We start from the raw sequence: 15,265 nt of genomic DNA on the forward strand, positions 1-15,265 counted from the left end.
GCGCGTCTGCGGGGGCCTTCGATAGAAATGCCGGCTCTTTGGCCCATTGCGTTCGCTCCAAATCGTCGCCGATCCGGTGGCGGGGAATCTCGACCGGCGTCCGGCGCATCTGAAGTCGACGCATTATGTATTTCAATTACATAAATAATGCACTCCGCCGAAATATTGAGCATCGGCTCTCGTGAGCCGAGGCGGCCCGGCTCCGCTTTTCCGGCGCGGTGACCGGCTGGCTACGGCGCGAGCGGGAAGACTATTCGCCGCAGGCGCATCGCCACTCTCGAGGCATATGCCATTTGCGGGACCGCTTGCGCCGTCCCACCGGGGCGCCTTCTTCACGTTTGAGCGAGCGCATTTGCTCAACGGCACACGGGGTCGATCGCGCCCTTGCCACCCATCCCCACCGGACAGGCCGCGAGACGTTCGATCATCCAGCGGCCCGCGGGTCCCGGCGGATCAGACGCGCGATAGACGGCGGACATAGGCAAGGCGAGCCCGCCAGAAGGTATGTCCTCGATCGCGAGTTCGACCAGCCGGCCGGCGTCGAGATCGGATTGGACGGTATGACGAGGCATTCCGCCCCAGCCCAGTCCGTTCAAAAGAAAGGCGTGCTTCGCGAAGAGATCGGCGAGGCGCCAAGTGGTCGGCGCCATGACTCCGAACTCACGCCCGGCCGTCAAGGCGGAGCGATCGGTCAGGACCAGCTGGACGTGCCGGGCCAGTTCCTCCTTCGGAATGACGCCCTTCCAAGTGGCCAACGGGTGGTTCGCTGCCGCGACCATCAACAAGCGCACGTGGGTCAGGCGCTCGGCGACGAGCCCGCCGGGCAGCATCGGCAAGGGTCCCGCGATGCCGAAGCTCGCGCGTCCGTCGATCACCGGCTCCACCGACGCCCCGAGCGCCTCGACATAGAGCCGTAGCGGCGTGCGGGGAAACTGCTCGCGGAATTGGGTCGCCGCCCCGGCCAGAGCCTCGATCGGAAAGAAGACGTCGACCGCGATCGCCAGCTCGGCCTCGAGCCCGGCGGCCATGCCTTTGGCGCGCGCCTTCAGGCCATCGACGCCGGATAGGATCTGCCGCGCATCGGCGACGAGGACAGCGCCTTCACTCGTCAGCCGGGGATAGCGCCCGCTGCGATCGAACAAAGAGACACCTAGACGCGTCTCCAAGCTGCCGATCGCTTCGCTGATGGCCGATTGTGTGCGCGACAGCCGCCGCCCCGCGGCGGAAAAGCTGCCCTCGTCCACAGCGGCGAGGAAAGCGCGCAATTGATCCAGAGAGACCCCGTCCAGCATAGCTGTCTCCAATACATCGGATTCTCCGATGGTAAGTATAAAGATATGCCGGCTTCTCCTGTTCGCACAACCATGCGACTTACTCACTCGATGTTTCGCGCTCTGAAAAACCTCTTCGCTCGCAAAGCTATGACGCCTCACGCAGGCGGCTCGGAGGAGTTCCCAATGACGACGATCCTGCACATCGATTCCAGCATCCTCGGCGGATATTCGGTCAGCCGCGCGCTCACCGCGGAGGTTGTGGCGAAAGCGCTGGTCCTTCATCCGGGCGCGCGGGTGATCCGCCGCGACCTCGTCGCCGAGCCCGCGCTCCACCTCTCGGATGCGCATATTGCAGTCTTCCAGGGCGGCGAGGTGACGAGTGCGGCTCTTGGTCAGGATCTCGCGCTCGGCGGCGCCTATATCGACGATCTCTTCGCCGCCGACATCATCGTGATCGGCGCGCCCATGTATAATTTCTCGGTCCCCTCGCAGCTCAAGGGCTGGATCGACCGTGTCTGCGTCGCCGGCCGCACCTTCCAATACGGCCCCAATGGCCCGCAAGGGTTGCTGCCCGAGGGCAAGAAGGTCGTCATCGCCTCGACGCGGGGCGGCGTCTACACCGGCGACAGCCCGGCCGCCGCGCTCGAACATCACGAGAGCTATCTGCGCGGCGTTCTCGGCTTCATCGGCCTGACCGACGTCACCATCATCCGCGCCGAAGGCCTCAATCTCGGCGAAGAGCCGAAGGCGGCCGCCATCGCCGGGGCGAAAGCCCAAATCGCTTCGCTCGCCGCCTGACCCGGCGGCGACGCCCTCCCGCTATCACCGAACCTCTGGAGCTCTATCGACATGAATCAGACCAACGCCTTCGCCTTTGTCGGCCGCCTGCTGATCGCCGCGCTCTTCATCCTTGGCGGTCTCGGCAAGCTCGCGGCCCCCGAGGCCACGCAAGGCTATATCGCCTCGGTCGGATTGCCGGCCCCGCTTCTCGGTCTGGCAGTCGCGGTCATCGTCGAGGCCGGCGGCGGCCTCCTTCTGCTCGTCGGATATAGAGCGCGACTCGTCAGCCTGGTCCTGGCGGCCTTCACGCTTATTTTGGCTGTGCTCTTCCACAGGAACTTCGCCGATCAAAACCAGATGATCCACTTTCTGAAGAACGTCGCGATCGTCGGCGGCCTTCTTCAGATCGCCGCCTTCGGCGCCGGCTCGTTCAGCCTGGACGGCCGCCGCCTCCGAGCCTGATCATGCGCTCGGCGTCGAGAAGGCTTCTCTCCTACTCGACGCCGTCGACGGCCTTTTGTCGAAGGGCGCCGCGAGCACGTGACGCGCTCTCCCGCCTAATTCTCGAGGAAGCTGCATGGAAATCGGCGTCGACAGCTTCGCGGCGATCATCCCCGATCCTGCGACGGGGAAAATCATATCGGCCGCCGAGCGGATGGAGCGTCTGCTCGACGAAGTGGAGATCGCCGACCGCGTCGGGCTCGATGTGTTCGGCGTCGGCGAACATCATCGCGAGGAATTTCTCGACGCGGCGCCCGCTGTTATCCTGGCCGCCGCCGCTGCGCGGACGCGGCGAATCCGCCTGACCAGCGCCGTCACCGTGCTCAGCGCCGCCGATCCGGTCCGCGTCTTTCAGGAGTTCGCGACGCTCGACCTCATCGCGAAAGGACGCGCCGAGATCGTCGTCGGGCGCGGATCCTTCGGCGAGGCCTATCCGCTGTTCGGCCTCGCCATGCAGGACTATGACGCCCTTTTCGCCGAGAAGCTCGACCTGCTCCTAAAGCTCCGCGACGAGATTCATGTCACATGGCAAGGACGCTTCCGGCCGCCGCTGACCGGCCAGGGCGTCTTCCCCAGACCGCATCAGGCCCGCCTGCCGATCTGGCTCGGCGTCGGCGGCACGTCGCAATCCTTCATCCGCGCCGGCGCGCTGGGCCTGCCACTCATGGTCGCGATCATCGGCGGCGACTTCCGGCGCTTCCGCCCGCTCGTCGATCTCTATCGGCAGGCGGGCCGCCGCGCCGGCCATGCGGAGGAGACGCTCCAGGTCGGCGTTCACGCAATGGGCTTCGTCGGCGACACCGACCAAGCCGCCAAGGACGCTTTCTTCCCAGGGTGGGCCTATATGTTCACGCAGATCGGCCGTGAACGAGGTTGGTCGCCCGTCACGCGCGCCGGCTTCGAGGCGATGTGCTCGCCCCATGGCGCGTTTCTGATCGGCGACCCGGAGACCGTCGCCCGGCGTGCGCTCGCAGCGAGCGAGGCTCTGGGCGGCGTTTCGCGGCTCACCTTTCAAATGAGCGCGGCGATGCTGGACACCGATGCGATGAGCCGCTCGATCGAGCTTCTCGGAGCAAAGGTCGCGCCTATGATCCGCGCTGCGACGAAGGAGAAGCTCCATGGGTGAGTTGATCGCGGGCCAGTGGCGGCGCGGCGGCGTCGAGAAGCTCCTCGAGGACGGCCGGCTGCGGCGCCCACCCGCCGTATTCCGCAATTGGATCGGCCTGACGGAAACCGACAAAGCGCCCGCCTTTCCGGCCGAAGCGGGCCGGTATCATCTCTATGTCTCGCTCGCCTGCCCCTGGGCGCATCGCACGCTCATCATGCGCCGGCTGAAAGGACTGGAAGAGCTCGTCGGCCTTTCGGTCGCGCATTGGCTGATGGGCGAGGACGGCTGGTCGTTCCAGCCAGGCCCGGGCGTCATTCCCGACACTGTGAATGGCGTGCAATGGCTGCATCAGCTCTACACATTGTCCGAGCCGGACTGCAGCTCGCGCGTAACCGTTCCGGTGCTCTGGGACAAGGACAGCCGCAAAGTCGTTTCCAACGAATCGGCAGAGATTCTGCGGATGTTCAACAGCGCCTTCGATCGCATAGGCGCGGCGGAAGGCGACTATTATCCCGCCGAGCTGCGCAGCGAGATCGACGCCCACGACGCTGGTGCGGTTCGATGTGGTCTATTACGGCCACTTCAAATGCAATTTGCGGGCGCTGGTCGATTATCCCGCTCTCTGGCGCTACACGCGGGCGCTCTACCAGCACCCGGCGATCCGCCCGACCGTCGATTTCGGTCACATCAAGGGCCATTATTATAGCAGCCATCCCTGGCTGAATCCGAGTGGAGTCGTTCCAATCGGCCCACGACGCGATTTCGATGCTCCGGTCGAGCCTCGCCATCATCATCAGGCAGGCGTCTCATGACCAGTCTCGACACCTCTTTCGAACTGTTCGCAATACTCCGCTCGAGCGGTTCGCCGCGCATTCAAAAAATCGGAAGTCCGCTCTTTGCCCACCGTGCGGAATTTGGCTTGAACAAGCACCCGGCTTTGTCCCCCGCGGAGCGCAAATTTCAGCGGTTTAAAACGCCGATCGGCGTCGAAACCCATCGGCAATTCATACATGCCCAACCATCACACATTTGCCATCGCTTCACACTTTTATATAACAGCCCAAGCCCTGTATCGTCTTCGTCCAGTCAACTCGCGAAGGTTCGACGAGAGTTCGTCTATCATCGTGGTCGCTGCTTGCTGCGACATTCGGAGTTCTTTGGCGACGAAAGGGACGGTGACGACCGGCGACTCCAGACACAGGTCGACAAACCGCGGCAGCCTTGAATTCGTTCTACGGTCTTTGCATTTTCTGAGTAGGAGCTCACGCGCGAGCGTCAATCTGTCGAGTTCCTTCGAATCCGCCTTTGCCATGAGTTCGACCGCCCGCGCAAAGGCTATCATTCGAGATTCGAGATCACTTTGCCGACTCCTCCGATATTTGGCGTGCCGAAATCCTGCTTGTAGCGCCGATAGATGATGCAGCGTTTTTCCCCGGCGCCGTAGCAAGTCCGCGACGAGCAAGGATCCGAGCCATGGGCTGTGTTGCAGGGGCTCTATCTCTTCCCAAGCGTCGAGCGCGGCGCCTGCAGTCATCAAGGGCGGAAGATTGGTCATGTCGCCCAGACGCTCCCGCCATTCGGCGAGGCGGCCCTCCTCGTCCCAATCCTCATCGTAAACCAAACCCGAGTCGTCCCGCTTCCGCTGGACCGGCGCGATGCGCTCTGCCAAACGCGACGTTCGCGCCAGTAGTTCGTCGATTTCGTCGAATTCCCCCGACGAGGATCGCCACACGGTCTCAAGCTCATCCTCCACCGCGTCTTCGTCCTCGAGGGCTCCCGACCCGGCCGCGGTCGCCTCGAGGAGAATACCCTGTGGTCGCGACACGCCCCGCAGACCAGCGAGTCCCTCGATCGTCAGCGCCCAACCCGGTTCGCGATCAGCTATGTGAACCGCGCCGGGATCGCCGGAGGCCATTTCGTCTGAGTCACGCCGCGATGGCGGGCTCCTCGAGTTGCGCATAATAGCGCGCTTCGGCTTCTACCGGCGGAATGTTTCCGATCGGCTCCAGCAGTCTGCGATTGTTGAACCAGTCGACCCATTCGAGCGTGGCGAACTCGACCGCCTCGAAGCTTCGCCACGGCCCCTTTCGCCAGATCAGCTCGGCCTTGTAGAGTCCGTTGATCGTCTCGGCGAGCGCGTTGTCGTAGCTGTCGCCGACGCTGCCGACCGATGGCTCGACGCCGGCCTCGGCGAGGCGCTCGGTGTATTTTATAGAGACGTATTGAACGCCGCGGTCGCTATGATGGACGAGGCCGCCGCTGTGAACCGGCCGACGATCATGCAGCGCCTGCTCGAGCGCGTCGAGCACGAAGCCCGCATGCGCCGTGCGCGAGGCGCGCCAACCGACGATCCGCCGAGCGAAGGCGTCGATCACGAAAGCCACATAGACGAAGCCTTGCCAAGTCGAGACATAAGTGAAGTCGGACAGCCACAGCGCATTCGGCCGCGCCGCCCGAAATTGCCGGTTCACCTTGTCGAGCGGGCATGGAGCCTTGCGGTCGCTCACCGTCGTTTTGACCGGCCGGCCGCGCACGATCCCTTGCAAACCCATGCTCCGCATCAGCCGCGCTACGGTGCAGCGCGCGACCTTTTCGCCCTCCCGGTCCAACTGCCTCCACACCTTGCGCACGCCATAGACCTGGAAGTTCTCGTCATAGACGCGCCGTATCTCCTTGCGAAGGACCGCGTCCCGGCGCGCTCTGGCCGAGGCTTTCGCAGGGTCGCGCCGGCGCGCCGCATGCGCCCAATAGGTGGAAGGGGCGATCGGCAAGACCTTGCAGATCGGCTCGACCCCGTGCGCTTCCCGATGAGCGTCGATGAAGGCGATCATTGTTTCGAGCGGCGGTCGAGCTCCGCCGCCGCAAAATAAGCCGACGCCTTGCGCAGGATCTCATTGGCCTGCCGCAGCTCGCGGTTCTCCCGCTCCAGCGCCTTGATCCGCTCGCGCTCATCCGTCGTCGCGCCAGGGCGGGCGCCGGAATCGCGCTCCGCCTGGCGGACCCAGTTCCGCAACGTCTCGCCCGTGCAGCCGATCTTCGCCGCGATCGAGGCGATCGCCGCCCATTGCGAGGCATGGTCGCCGCGGTGCTCCAGCACCATCCGAACCGCCCGGTCCCGAACCTCAGGTGAAAATCTGTTCGATGTTTTCTTCTTCGTATCCATGGCTCCATCCTCTCAAGGGTTGGAGCCTCCGGCAATCCCGGCGCGGTTCAATGCGACGACGCGTGAGCAGCACAGCATGGGCTCGCACGAGTTCGTGCGTCGGCGTGCGCACGTCCGTTCCGGCGTCATGAAGGACGAGGTCTTCGAGCTGCACGAATTCGCCGGCGCACCACAAAGCGGCGCAGGCGTCATGGAAATGCGCGCGGAGAACGAATGCTTCGGCGACGGGACTCGAGCGAAGCCGCTCGTCGAAACGCGCGAGGGCGTCGGACGCGCTCTCGAAGGGCGCTTGCAGGCGCTCGAATGAAACAGAGGCGGGAAGAGCTAATCCCATTTTAATCCTGTACGAATCAAGACGACTATCAACTTATCTCCAATTTAGCTTTAGTGATAGACGATGCCATTTTCGCCTTCGCTGACCGGATCGAAATGCGTCGCCGTAGCAGCCGAAAGCAAGCCTCGGAACGGCTCTGGAGACGAGCTTTCGGCCCGCAAATCGACGAAAGGAGCTGTTTTGCGGGCCTTTCTTCTGCTCACCACTATGTCGCGGCGGCGAACTTCTGCCGTCGGATGCGGTTTCAAACGACCGATTATTGATATTCATCACAATTGAAATTATGCCTATTGATCACATCATGGGCGATATGATATCGTCACAGCAATGAGATTGGTTCTGGATACGAACGCCCTGATCGCAGCACTCCGAAGCCCAAGCGGAGCCTCCGCCGAGCTTCTCAGACTTGCGCGTCGAGGACAGATCCAGCTTCTGGCCAGCGCCGCCCTCGCAATCGAATATGAGGCCGTGTGTCTGCGCGACGAACACCGCAAAGCGGCCGGCCTGTCGACGAAAGAGGTCTGTCAGTTTCTCGACGCGATCATAGATCTGATCGAACCGGTCGAAATTTGGTTCCTTTGGAGGCCGCAATTGCGAGATCCGGGCGACGAATTGGTGCTCGAGGCGGCTGTGAATGGGCAGGCCGCAACGATCGTTACGTTCAATTTACGTGACTTCGGACTGGTGCGAGAGCGCTTTGGCATCGAGGTTCTCACGCCGAGAGATACGCTGATGAGGAAAGTGCAATGAAAACCAAAACCGCCGCTTATGCTCTTCGGCTCCCCGCTTCGATGAAGGCCGAAGCCGAAAAGATTGCAGCCGAGGATGGCACGAGCCTCAACCAGTTCGTCGCTTCGGCGGTGGCCGAAAAGGTTTCGGCGTTACGGACCGCTCGCTATTTCGCGGAAAAGAAAGGCTGGACCGATTGGAGCGCCTTCGACCAGATCATGCGCCGCGAGGGCGGCGCGCCGCCGGTTACGGACGACGAGATTCCTGAAGCTTATCGAACGGCTCGCAAATAGTCCGTTGCTGATTTCGTCGGAAGGAAACCAGGGCGAATGGCCCTGATCGGCTACGCCCGCGTCTCGACCGAGGATCAGGTCACGGACGCGCAGACCGATGTGCTGAAGGCGGCCGGCTGCGTCGAGATTTTTCGCGAGCATATGTCGGGCGCCAAGGCCTCGCGGCCGGAGCTGGCCAAGGCGCTGGCGCGGGTGCGCCGCGGCGACGTGCTGGTCGTCGCGCGGCTCGACCGATTGGCCCGCTCACTGTCGCATCTCCTCGCCGTGATCGCCGAGCTCGACGCCAAGGGCGCGCATTTCAAATCNCTCGCCGATCCCATCGACACCACTACCCCGCAGGGCCGTTTCGCCCTGCAGGTTCTCGGCGCCGTGGCCGAGTTGGAGCGCGCGCTGATCCAGGAGCGCACCAAAGACGGCTTGCGCGCCGCCAAAAAGCGCGGCCGCATCGGCGGCAATCCAAAACTCCGCGCCGGCGACCGCGACGCCATCCAGCGCATCGTNGACGCGAAGGCGGCGAACTATTTCGAGCGCNTCAATCGNACAGCCGAACATTGGCTGCCGGTCGTCCGGCAAATGCGCCCGGATCACCGCTGGCAGGATGTCGTGCGCGTGCTCAACGCCAAGCGCGATAGCTCCAGCGGCGCTCCCCTGCCCCAATGGACCGTCGAGCGCCTNAAGCGCGCGGTCAAATGCTTCGTNGCCGAGGGTTTGATCGAGCCCCGCCTCCTTCATCAANCCGCTAGCCGAAAAGTCAGCAGCGAACGCCTCGTCACGCTCGTCGCCGGGATCAAACGGGCCAATCCCGATCTGACGCTCGCACAAATCGGCGCGCAGCTCGAGGCCATGTATGAGCGCACGCCGCGCGGCGGAGCCCGCTGGGCGCCCTCCTCCGTCAAAAGCCTGCTCGACCGCGCGGAAAAACTTCGGTTGCTCGGCGCCGAAACACTGTGATCGAGCGGACTGCCGAGGCTCGTNCGGAAATCCATTCCGACATCACCCCGCCCTCTTGCGATCTCTCGCCGCCTTCGCTGCCTTTCCTCGCAACAGGGCCATCAGCACCGGCCCGAGCGAGAATTCCCCTGCCCTCGCCTTTTCGGTCAGGACGCGGAGATAACCGCCAGCGCTTTTGATTTCATCGCCGCGTTGCAGGATCGCGGCGATGACGATCGCGGCGTCATGCTCGCCCAAGACGTCCAAGGCTTGCGACCAGGCGTCTGGCGAAACGCCGAGCGCCGAGCGCACTGTCGCCGCCGCAGCAGCCAAGTCTCGCCACGATGAAATCTCCCCGCCCCTGCCATAATCGACGATGTCTGGACAAGCGTCCAGCACCATGCCGAGAGGATAGGCTCGAAGCGGCGGCTTTGGGTCGACAGTCCGAGAACGATCTGAAGAAGTTCCAGGGCCTCGCTGAATTGGTCCCCTGTCCTCTTCGACATTTGGCTCGGACGGATCGGCCCTGCCTTTTTGAAGGCTAGGTTCAAGATCAGAAGAGTTTGTGGTTTGATTCTGTATGTGACGCTCGGTTTGAGACTCATTGCCGCTCATATTTTGAGCTTTTATGTGTATTTCCAACGCCTTGTGGATTTCAGCCGCCAACGTGGCAAGTTCCTCCGCCAAAGCCTCCAGATCGACACGGGAAAGCCCACGTCCGTAGCGCCCCGAGAGCGCCGCATAGCGCTGATGCGCGCCGTCCCAGTCGCCCGCTACGCCCTCCTCCAGTCCGGTCTCGATCATCTTGACGATGTCGCGTCTGGTGAGCGTGATCTTTTCCCTGAGCAGCGCGATCGCACGGTTCTCGGCCCGCACCTCCTCGGCGAGGTTCTCGATTTCGCTCGAGCGCGCCACGAGCGGCGCGAGATCGAAGCCAAATGCGTCCTCTATGGCTCCCCCCTGCCCTTTTCGGGCGAAGCGTTTGCCATTCGGGGAATCACGGCGGATGATCAGCCCTGCATCGACGAGACAGGCGAGATGCCTGCGCAGCGTCGCCGGCGCCATGCCATGCGCGCGGATCGAAAGCTCCCTGTTCGACGGGAACACGACGATGCCGCCGGCAACTGAGCCGGCTTCCGCCGCCTTTGCATTGGTCTCCGGCAGACTGAGCGCTGTCTCCTGGTGAAAGCTCAGCAGTGCGTGCAACACCGATAGCGCGCGCTCAGTGACTCCGAGCGGCTCTTTGGCTTCGGTGAGCGCCCGAAACAATCGCCATTTGTGGACGACGGTTTCGGATGCGCCCGGCTTAGCGGCGAAACTCTCGGTCGCAGTCTGGCTCGCCATCATGGCGAGCGACAGCGGCCGCCGCCCGAAGGGCGTCGTTGGACGTGTCTGCATGATCCTTTGCCTCATTCAGGCAAAAGAAATCCGCTCACCGAAACGGCGCCAAAATGCTTGACAGCGATTCGCGGAAGTGTGATTCTCTTAGGTGCGAACTTTGAGAAGGGCTTCCGGGACGTTACGTTTCGGGGGCCTTTTTCTTTTGCTGGTCAATCTCCATTATCGCCGATTGTCTTTTCCTGCCGAAACGCCTGATACAGGTCGGCCAGTCGTTCCGACAGATATTCTCCGAACGCTTTTGCGTCAGGGCCCTTCGCTTTTAGCGACACCGTATACCGCTTGCCTTCGGCCTTCATTTCAGCGGCCAACAATCCATCTTCGGACGCCCACTGCAGCTGATGTCCGTTTCTTACGCGGTTCATCGACTTTTTGGATTTGAGCCGAGCCACAATGGCGTTGAATCGCTCATCGCTGGAAAGGCCAGAAAAGCTAGCGTCCTCGATTGCTGTCAGCGCGCCATCGATCGAACCGGGCCTTTCGAGAAGCGCCTTGAGTTCATACCAACGATCCCGTCCGACCCCCTTTGCTGGCCCAATCGCTTCCAGGACTCGCTGGGGCAAGCTCGCAACCGAGAGCATTTTGGAGAGCGTGCTTCGGTCGATTGCAAGAGCCGTGAGGATCGTCGAGCTGTCTTCGTCATAACGCAGCTGCGAGAGCTTTGCGGCGAAGAGCGATTTCTCGATGAAGGACAGGTTTGCTCTGGCTGAATTTTCCTGCCCTTGCGCGACGACGTGCTCCCGATCCCCAAGGTCTTTGACTACGGCGCGAACTTTTCGCTCGAGTATCTTTGCTGCCCGCGCGCGTCTATGGCCGAATACGATCATGTAGCGACCGGCCTTAGAAGGATTTGGTCGAACTAGGATCGGAGAATCCTGCCCGCGCTCACGAATAGCCGCCAAAAGCTCATCGAACTCTCGATCATCCTCGGCGAGACGATCACGAACAAACGAAACATCGACGACGTCGGGGTCGAGCTCGACGACCGTCTCGCCTTCCATGAGCTTGTCCGCTCGGGCGGCCAACTCGTCGATCGAGCTCAAAATCGAACGAGATGCGCCTTTCAACGCATAATCGAGGGCAGGGGTCTTTTCGTCCACGCCACCTTGATCCATGAGGTTGGCGAACGGGTTTTTTCGAGCCACGATCCACTCTCCTCACTGATCTAGTTTATTGAAAACAAATCTCGTTTTCGCTGATTTTACGGCCGTCAACATCAGAGCCTCCCCCACGCCTGGTGAATGAGGCCTTGGATTTCAAAATTGACGGCGTCCATGCACTCGATCGCTCGATCGTAGGTGTCTCTGTTAAAATTCGCTCTTTCCACCTCATACAATGTCTGCTTCGTTAGCCCGGCGTCGGAGATCGCTGTCGACTTGAGCATCGGGCTTTTTAGAATCTCCTCGGCCAACATGGATTGCATGAACCCGAGCATTTGAGCTTGAGGGACATCCGTCGGCTCGTAACGCGTGATGAGGTATCGTAACCAGTCCATCTGCACGCGAGCCCCGACCTGCTTGATGGTCCGGGTGATATTGCCGAGCATGAGCAGGAATTGACTCATCGACATCAGGTCCAGCATTTGCGGATGCACGGTGATCAATACGGACGTTGCGGCGGCGAGCGCAGTCAAGGTCAGATATCCGAGCTGGGGAGGGCAGTCGATAATGACCGCGTCATACCGGTCATCCACCTCCTCCAGAGCGTTCCCGAGCCGGACGAAAAACCGCTTGCCTTCCTTCGAGCCCTGCATCGCGAGCGGCGTGGCATATTCATATTCCTGCAGCTCAAGATTGGCAGGAATAATGTCGAGAGAAGGAAAGTTCGTCGCCAAAATCACATCATGGATAGGCCTCTTGTCCTCGTCATAGCGAATGGCGTCGTAGAGTGACGGATTGCGGTCGATTTCTGGCTGGAATCCATGCAATGCGGAAAGAGACGCCTGTGGATCCAGGTCGATGACCAGCGTCCGATGCCCGGTCAAAGCGAGGTGTTGCCCGAGATGGGCGGCCGTCGTTGTCTTGCCGGATCCCCCTTTGAAATTAACCACCGCGATAACCTGAAGCTTCTCTCCGACTTTTCGGTGTGGGACGTATTTCTTGGCGTCCGAGCGACCATTCTTGTCCAAATATTGCCTCAGCTCGAACATTTGCTCCGCAAGATAGAACCTGCGGCCGCCAGCAGCGATCGTAGGCTCCGGCCCCTTCTTCTCGAGGTGAAGCCGCTTCAGATTATTTGGACTTACCCCGAGGTAATGCGCCACCTCGGCCATCGAGAATTGACGAAGAGTCTTCTTGGCGTTGGGAGGAAACTTCTCCAGCCGGAGCTGGTTGAGCTTCCGCGATATCTCGGCGCCCTGCGCGAGTATCTTATCGTCGAATTCGAATGTCGGAAGCATGCGTTATTGCCCAGTGTCGTCAAATAGCGCCAGGAAGACCATTCCTGCAGATTTAGCGCCATTATGTGCGATTCTCTCAGGCTGGCAAGAACAATAGGATTACCAAAATCCTAACGCCCTCGAGCTCTCGGGCTTTTGCGCTCTTGCTCGCAGAACTCGGCGGCCTGCGCATATCCAACTGAATTAGCGTTGCTTTATTCGATATTTTACGGCCGTCAACGCGTCGACAGACGGATGCCGCCGTAATGACATGTACGGCGGCAAAAAATGCTCGCGCCCGAGAGCTTCGACAGAGCGCCTCCTTCAGCGAACGGCGCGCCGTAGCGCGGGAGGACAAAGACCCCGCCCTCATAGATCAACGTTGCGAGATGGGTCTTCAGATAGTGGCCAAGAGAGGAGGGGAGCGCGCAGCACGTCATTTGCGCAAAGGAACAACATCGCCAAAAAGCCGTTGCCGTCGAGCAACGGATGAATGGTCTCGAACTGGACGTGCAGTAGACAGGCTTTGATCGGCGGCGGAATTGCGATCGGTTTTCGTGAATGAATTGCGCAAGGCGCCGAGAGAGCCGCCGAGTTCGCTCGGGGGCACGAACAGCGCGTCGCCCTTGCGCGCCGCCGATCCAATTCACCGGAGTCTTTCGTCTCACCATGCCAGCTCTGGAGGAGGAGGGCGTAAAGCTCACGAATGAGCAGAAGCGAGAACGAAACCTCTTCCTCTCGGATGTCGTCGATCATCTGAGCAGACTGCGCCTCGGCTGCTCCGTCGAGGCGGCCGAGCGCAAGCTCTTTGGCGCCGAGGCGACCGGGCCGATGGGCGGAGCTGGAATTTTCGCGCCGAGCTTCTAGCGAGAAGCAGATCGAGCTGCCGCGGCGAAGACACCGAGCGGGTTAAGCACTCCAAGCACCAAAGCCACATGTCGAGCCGCGTCGCATGCTGCACGGCGCTCGACAGCGGTCGAAGCCGTGGAAAGCCCCCAATCGCCTCCGCAGACAAAAACTCGCCCCCACACGAGCGTGGAGCGAGCGCATAGCGTCGATTTCTCTGCGCCTGTGGCATAAGCGCAACAATCACGCATCCCGCGCCGCGATACGTGTTTCTCCTAAGAAGATCGGGCTTCCCCAAAGAATCAAGGCGGAAACGCGTCAATTTTCTGAATTTTAGATGACTTTTTTGGTCATGAACCTGAATCAATGGTTCCCTCATGAGTAGATCGACGTCGAAATCTACCTAGGGGATCGTCGATGCGGAACTGGCCAGCGCGCCGCGAAAGACACGCGCGCATCGAAATCATTCCTATGATCGACGTGATGATGTTCCTGCTGGTCTTCTTCGTGCTGATCAGCATCAATGTGCTTCCGGCGCTCGGGCTCAAAGTCACGCCGCCGACCTCTGCACATCCAGACAAGGTCGTCGAGCGCACACGCGTGACGATCGGCATCGATCGCGCCGGCGATACCTATATCGACGGCAAGCCGATCTCGCTCGCCGAACTCCCCGAACGCCTGCGCGGCCTTGCGAGCGAGGACAGGCCACTCGCCGTCGTCATCAGCGGCGACGAGGGCGCGGGACTTCAGAGTCTCGTCTCCGTCCTGGACGCGCTCAAGTCGGCGAAGGTCGCGAGCGCCTCCATCGTCACGAGGCCGCAATAGTGCGGGCCAGACCAGCGATGGACAGGCTCGATGTCGCGAGCAACGCCGCCGGACTCGCCGGCGCGCTGACGCTGCTCGTTTTGTCGCTGACGATGGCGCCTGAGACAAATCGTGTCTCGCCGGCCGACCCCGGCGCGCAGACGATGGAGATCGCGCTCGATCTGCCGGTCGAGGCGGAGGCGTCCGAGCCCCCTTCGCCGGAGCCGCTTCAAGAGACGCCCATTGACGCGCCGCAGCCGCAGACGCTCGAGGAGACGCCGCCGCCGAGCGATGCGCCCGCGCCCGTAGCCGCGCAGCCAAAGCCGCAAAAGCCCGAAAAGCCGAAGCCGAAAGCCGAAGTGCGTCCGCGCAAGGAACGCGAGTCCAAAGCCGATTTTAAAAAAGAAGCGCCCGAAAAGCCTGCCGGCGCTCGGCGGGGCGAAACCGGGGCGGAGCGAACGTCGCGCGCCTCCGGCAATGCCTCCGCCTTCCGCGCCTGTCTCGCCGGCGCGCCCTATCCGACCTCCAAGGACGCGCGGCTGCAAAAGCCCTCGGGCGCCGTCGGCATCGCGGTCTCTGGCGGCTTGGCCTCCGTCACCCACAGCTCCGGCTCCGCCCTCCTCGATTCCGCCGCGCGCTCGCGCGCCGTCGCCTGCGCGTCCGCAGCGGGCGGAGGCTCGCTCAGCGGCGTCGTCGTCTTTCACCCGAGATAGTCGCAACAGAGGTCC

17 protein-coding genes, 2 pseudogenes and 1 other annotated feature are annotated in these 15,265 nt (G+C 61.9%); of the genes and pseudogenes, 10 read left to right on the forward strand and 9 right to left on the reverse strand.

Translation table 11 applies throughout. The features are described 5' to 3' along the window. Positions 1-356: 356 nt before the first annotated feature. Positions 357-1,292: a LysR family transcriptional regulator gene (locus METLW3_RS0120295; RefSeq protein ID WP_024881637.1), complete on the reverse strand. Its 936-nt coding sequence runs from the start codon at positions 1,290-1,292 to the stop codon at positions 357-359. A 165-nt stretch (positions 1,293-1,457) separates the two neighbouring features. Between METLW3_RS0120295 and METLW3_RS0120300 the strand changes: the two genes are divergently transcribed. From METLW3_RS0120300 to METLW3_RS25965, 4 genes and pseudogenes are all read left to right on the forward strand, one after another. After that, a complete protein-coding gene (locus tag METLW3_RS0120300; RefSeq protein ID WP_024881638.1) occupies positions 1,458-2,072 on the forward strand; it encodes an NAD(P)H-dependent oxidoreductase in 615 nt (204 codons plus the stop codon). Positions 2,073-2,123: 51 nt separating this feature from the next. Then, positions 2,124-2,516 carry a DoxX family protein gene (locus METLW3_RS0120305; RefSeq protein WP_026598316.1) on the forward strand — a complete coding sequence of 131 codons (393 nt, stop codon included), beginning with the start codon at positions 2,124-2,126 and terminating at the stop codon, positions 2,514-2,516. Between the two features lie 115 nt (positions 2,517-2,631). Then, positions 2,632-3,681 carry an Atu2307/SP_0267 family LLM class monooxygenase gene (locus METLW3_RS0120310; protein ID WP_024881640.1) on the forward strand — a complete coding sequence of 350 codons (1,050 nt, stop codon included), beginning with the start codon at positions 2,632-2,634 and terminating at the stop codon, positions 3,679-3,681. Continuing rightward, positions 3,674-4,475, forward strand: a pseudogene (locus METLW3_RS25965) (glutathione S-transferase family protein). The gene METLW3_RS0120310 and the pseudogene METLW3_RS25965 overlap by 8 nt, the downstream one beginning before the upstream one ends. Here the strand turns inward: METLW3_RS25965 and METLW3_RS28385 are convergent. The 5 genes and pseudogenes from METLW3_RS28385 to METLW3_RS29010 form a co-directional block, all read right to left on the reverse strand. Next, positions 4,457-4,675, reverse strand: coding sequence for a hypothetical protein (locus METLW3_RS28385; protein WP_134188309.1), 219 nt, complete (start codon positions 4,673-4,675; stop codon positions 4,457-4,459). The pseudogene METLW3_RS25965 and the gene METLW3_RS28385 sit on opposite strands and share 19 nt — an antisense overlap. 36 nt (positions 4,676-4,711) lie before the next feature. Beyond that, positions 4,712-5,578, reverse strand: coding sequence for an RHE_PE00001 family protein (locus tag METLW3_RS0120320; protein ID WP_024881641.1), 867 nt, complete (start codon positions 5,576-5,578; stop codon positions 4,712-4,714). Positions 5,579-5,588: 10 nt separating this feature from the next. Beyond that, a protein-coding gene (locus tag METLW3_RS0120325; RefSeq protein WP_198022806.1) for an IS3 family transposase occupies positions 5,589-6,826 on the reverse strand; the annotation gives its coding sequence in 2 pieces (ribosomal slippage) (positions 5,589-6,529 and positions 6,529-6,826; 1,239 coding nt in all). Continuing rightward, positions 6,420-6,536: a sequence feature (AL1L pseudoknot), on the reverse strand. It overlaps the preceding gene by 117 nt. 49 nt (positions 6,827-6,875) lie before the next feature. Beyond that, a pseudogene (locus tag METLW3_RS29140) lies at positions 6,876-7,160 on the reverse strand (hypothetical protein); the annotation flags it as partial. 50 nt (positions 7,161-7,210) lie between these two features. Further along, positions 7,211-7,408, reverse strand: a complete 198-nt coding sequence (locus tag METLW3_RS29010; protein ID WP_210163777.1) for a hypothetical protein — start codon at positions 7,406-7,408, stop codon at positions 7,211-7,213. 79 nt (positions 7,409-7,487) lie between these two features. Here METLW3_RS29010 and METLW3_RS0120340 point away from each other — a divergent pair, with 79 nt between their 5' ends. The 3 genes from METLW3_RS0120340 to METLW3_RS0120350 are packed head-to-tail and all read left to right on the forward strand — an operon-like array spanning position 7,488 to position 9,133. Beyond that, positions 7,488-7,910, forward strand: coding sequence for a putative toxin-antitoxin system toxin component, PIN family (locus METLW3_RS0120340; protein ID WP_024881645.1), 423 nt, complete (start codon positions 7,488-7,490; stop codon positions 7,908-7,910). Continuing rightward, positions 7,907-8,182, forward strand: a complete 276-nt coding sequence (locus METLW3_RS0120345) for a hypothetical protein (protein WP_024881646.1) — start codon at positions 7,907-7,909, stop codon at positions 8,180-8,182. The genes METLW3_RS0120340 and METLW3_RS0120345 overlap by 4 nt, the downstream gene beginning before the upstream one ends. Positions 8,183-8,218: 36 nt before the next feature. Beyond that, positions 8,219-9,133, forward strand: coding sequence for a recombinase family protein (locus METLW3_RS0120350; RefSeq protein WP_024881647.1), 915 nt, complete (start codon positions 8,219-8,221; stop codon positions 9,131-9,133). Between the two features lie 42 nt (positions 9,134-9,175). Here METLW3_RS0120350 and repC read toward each other — a convergent pair whose 3' ends face one another. The 3 genes from repC to repA form a co-directional block, all read right to left on the reverse strand. Continuing rightward, complete coding sequence (gene repC, locus METLW3_RS0120355) at positions 9,176-10,510, reverse strand: plasmid replication protein RepC (RefSeq protein ID WP_024881648.1); 1,335 nt, start codon at positions 10,508-10,510, stop codon at positions 9,176-9,178. Positions 10,511-10,662: 152 nt separating this feature from the next. Next, positions 10,663-11,655 carry a plasmid partitioning protein RepB gene (gene repB / locus METLW3_RS0120360; protein ID WP_024881649.1) on the reverse strand — a complete coding sequence of 331 codons (993 nt, stop codon included), beginning with the start codon at positions 11,653-11,655 and terminating at the stop codon, positions 10,663-10,665. Between the two features lie 71 nt (positions 11,656-11,726). After that, the gene (gene repA / locus METLW3_RS0120365; RefSeq protein WP_024881650.1) at positions 11,727-12,908 is read right to left on the reverse strand and encodes a plasmid partitioning protein RepA; all 1,182 of its coding nucleotides are present in this window, start codon (positions 12,906-12,908) and stop codon (positions 11,727-11,729) included. Between the two features lie 648 nt (positions 12,909-13,556). Here repA and METLW3_RS28895 point away from each other — a divergent pair. From METLW3_RS28895 to METLW3_RS28900, 3 genes are all read left to right on the forward strand, one after another. Beyond that, the gene (locus METLW3_RS28895; protein WP_024881651.1) at positions 13,557-13,754 is read left to right on the forward strand and encodes a hypothetical protein; all 198 of its coding nucleotides are present in this window, start codon (positions 13,557-13,559) and stop codon (positions 13,752-13,754) included. Positions 13,755-14,150: 396 nt separating this feature from the next. Continuing rightward, positions 14,151-14,558: a biopolymer transporter ExbD gene (locus METLW3_RS0120380; protein ID WP_024881652.1), complete on the forward strand. Its 408-nt coding sequence runs from the start codon at positions 14,151-14,153 to the stop codon at positions 14,556-14,558. Beyond that, positions 14,558-15,250: a hypothetical protein gene (locus METLW3_RS28900; protein WP_198022807.1), complete on the forward strand. Its 693-nt coding sequence runs from the start codon at positions 14,558-14,560 to the stop codon at positions 15,248-15,250. The genes METLW3_RS0120380 and METLW3_RS28900 overlap by 1 nt, the downstream gene beginning before the upstream one ends. Positions 15,251-15,265: the final 15 nt, after the last annotated feature.

Source organism: Methylosinus sp. LW3, from assembly GCF_000527115.1.
GTDB lineage: Bacteria > Pseudomonadota > Alphaproteobacteria > Rhizobiales > Beijerinckiaceae > Methylosinus.

Excerpts from the sequence above, each read along its gene's own strand:
- METLW3_RS0120345 (WP_024881646.1), top strand. The coding sequence starts at position 7,907 with ATGAAAACCAAAACCGCCGCTTATGCTCTTCGGCTCCCCGCTTCGATG.
- METLW3_RS0120320 (WP_024881641.1), bottom strand. The coding sequence starts at position 5,578 with ATGGCCTCCGGCGATCCCGGCGCGGTTCACATAGCTGATCGCGAACCG.
- METLW3_RS28385 (WP_134188309.1), bottom strand. The coding sequence starts at position 4,675 with ATGTATGAATTGCCGATGGGTTTCGACGCCGATCGGCGTTTTAAACCG.
- METLW3_RS0120310 (WP_024881640.1), top strand. The coding sequence starts at position 2,632 with ATGGAAATCGGCGTCGACAGCTTCGCGGCGATCATCCCCGATCCTGCG.
- METLW3_RS0120340 (WP_024881645.1), top strand. The coding sequence starts at position 7,488 with ATGAGATTGGTTCTGGATACGAACGCCCTGATCGCAGCACTCCGAAGC.
- repC (WP_024881648.1), bottom strand. The coding sequence starts at position 10,510 with ATGCAGACACGTCCAACGACGCCCTTCGGGCGGCGGCCGCTGTCGCTC.
- METLW3_RS0120380 (WP_024881652.1), top strand. The coding sequence starts at position 14,151 with ATGCGGAACTGGCCAGCGCGCCGCGAAAGACACGCGCGCATCGAAATC.
- repA (WP_024881650.1), bottom strand. The coding sequence starts at position 12,908 with ATGCTTCCGACATTCGAATTCGACGATAAGATACTCGCGCAGGGCGCC.
- METLW3_RS0120295 (WP_024881637.1), bottom strand. The coding sequence starts at position 1,292 with ATGCTGGACGGGGTCTCTCTGGATCAATTGCGCGCTTTCCTCGCCGCT.
- METLW3_RS28895 (WP_024881651.1), top strand. The coding sequence starts at position 13,557 with ATGCCAGCTCTGGAGGAGGAGGGCGTAAAGCTCACGAATGAGCAGAAG.
- METLW3_RS0120305 (WP_026598316.1), top strand. The coding sequence starts at position 2,124 with ATGAATCAGACCAACGCCTTCGCCTTTGTCGGCCGCCTGCTGATCGCC.
- METLW3_RS0120300 (WP_024881638.1), top strand. The coding sequence starts at position 1,458 with ATGACGACGATCCTGCACATCGATTCCAGCATCCTCGGCGGATATTCG.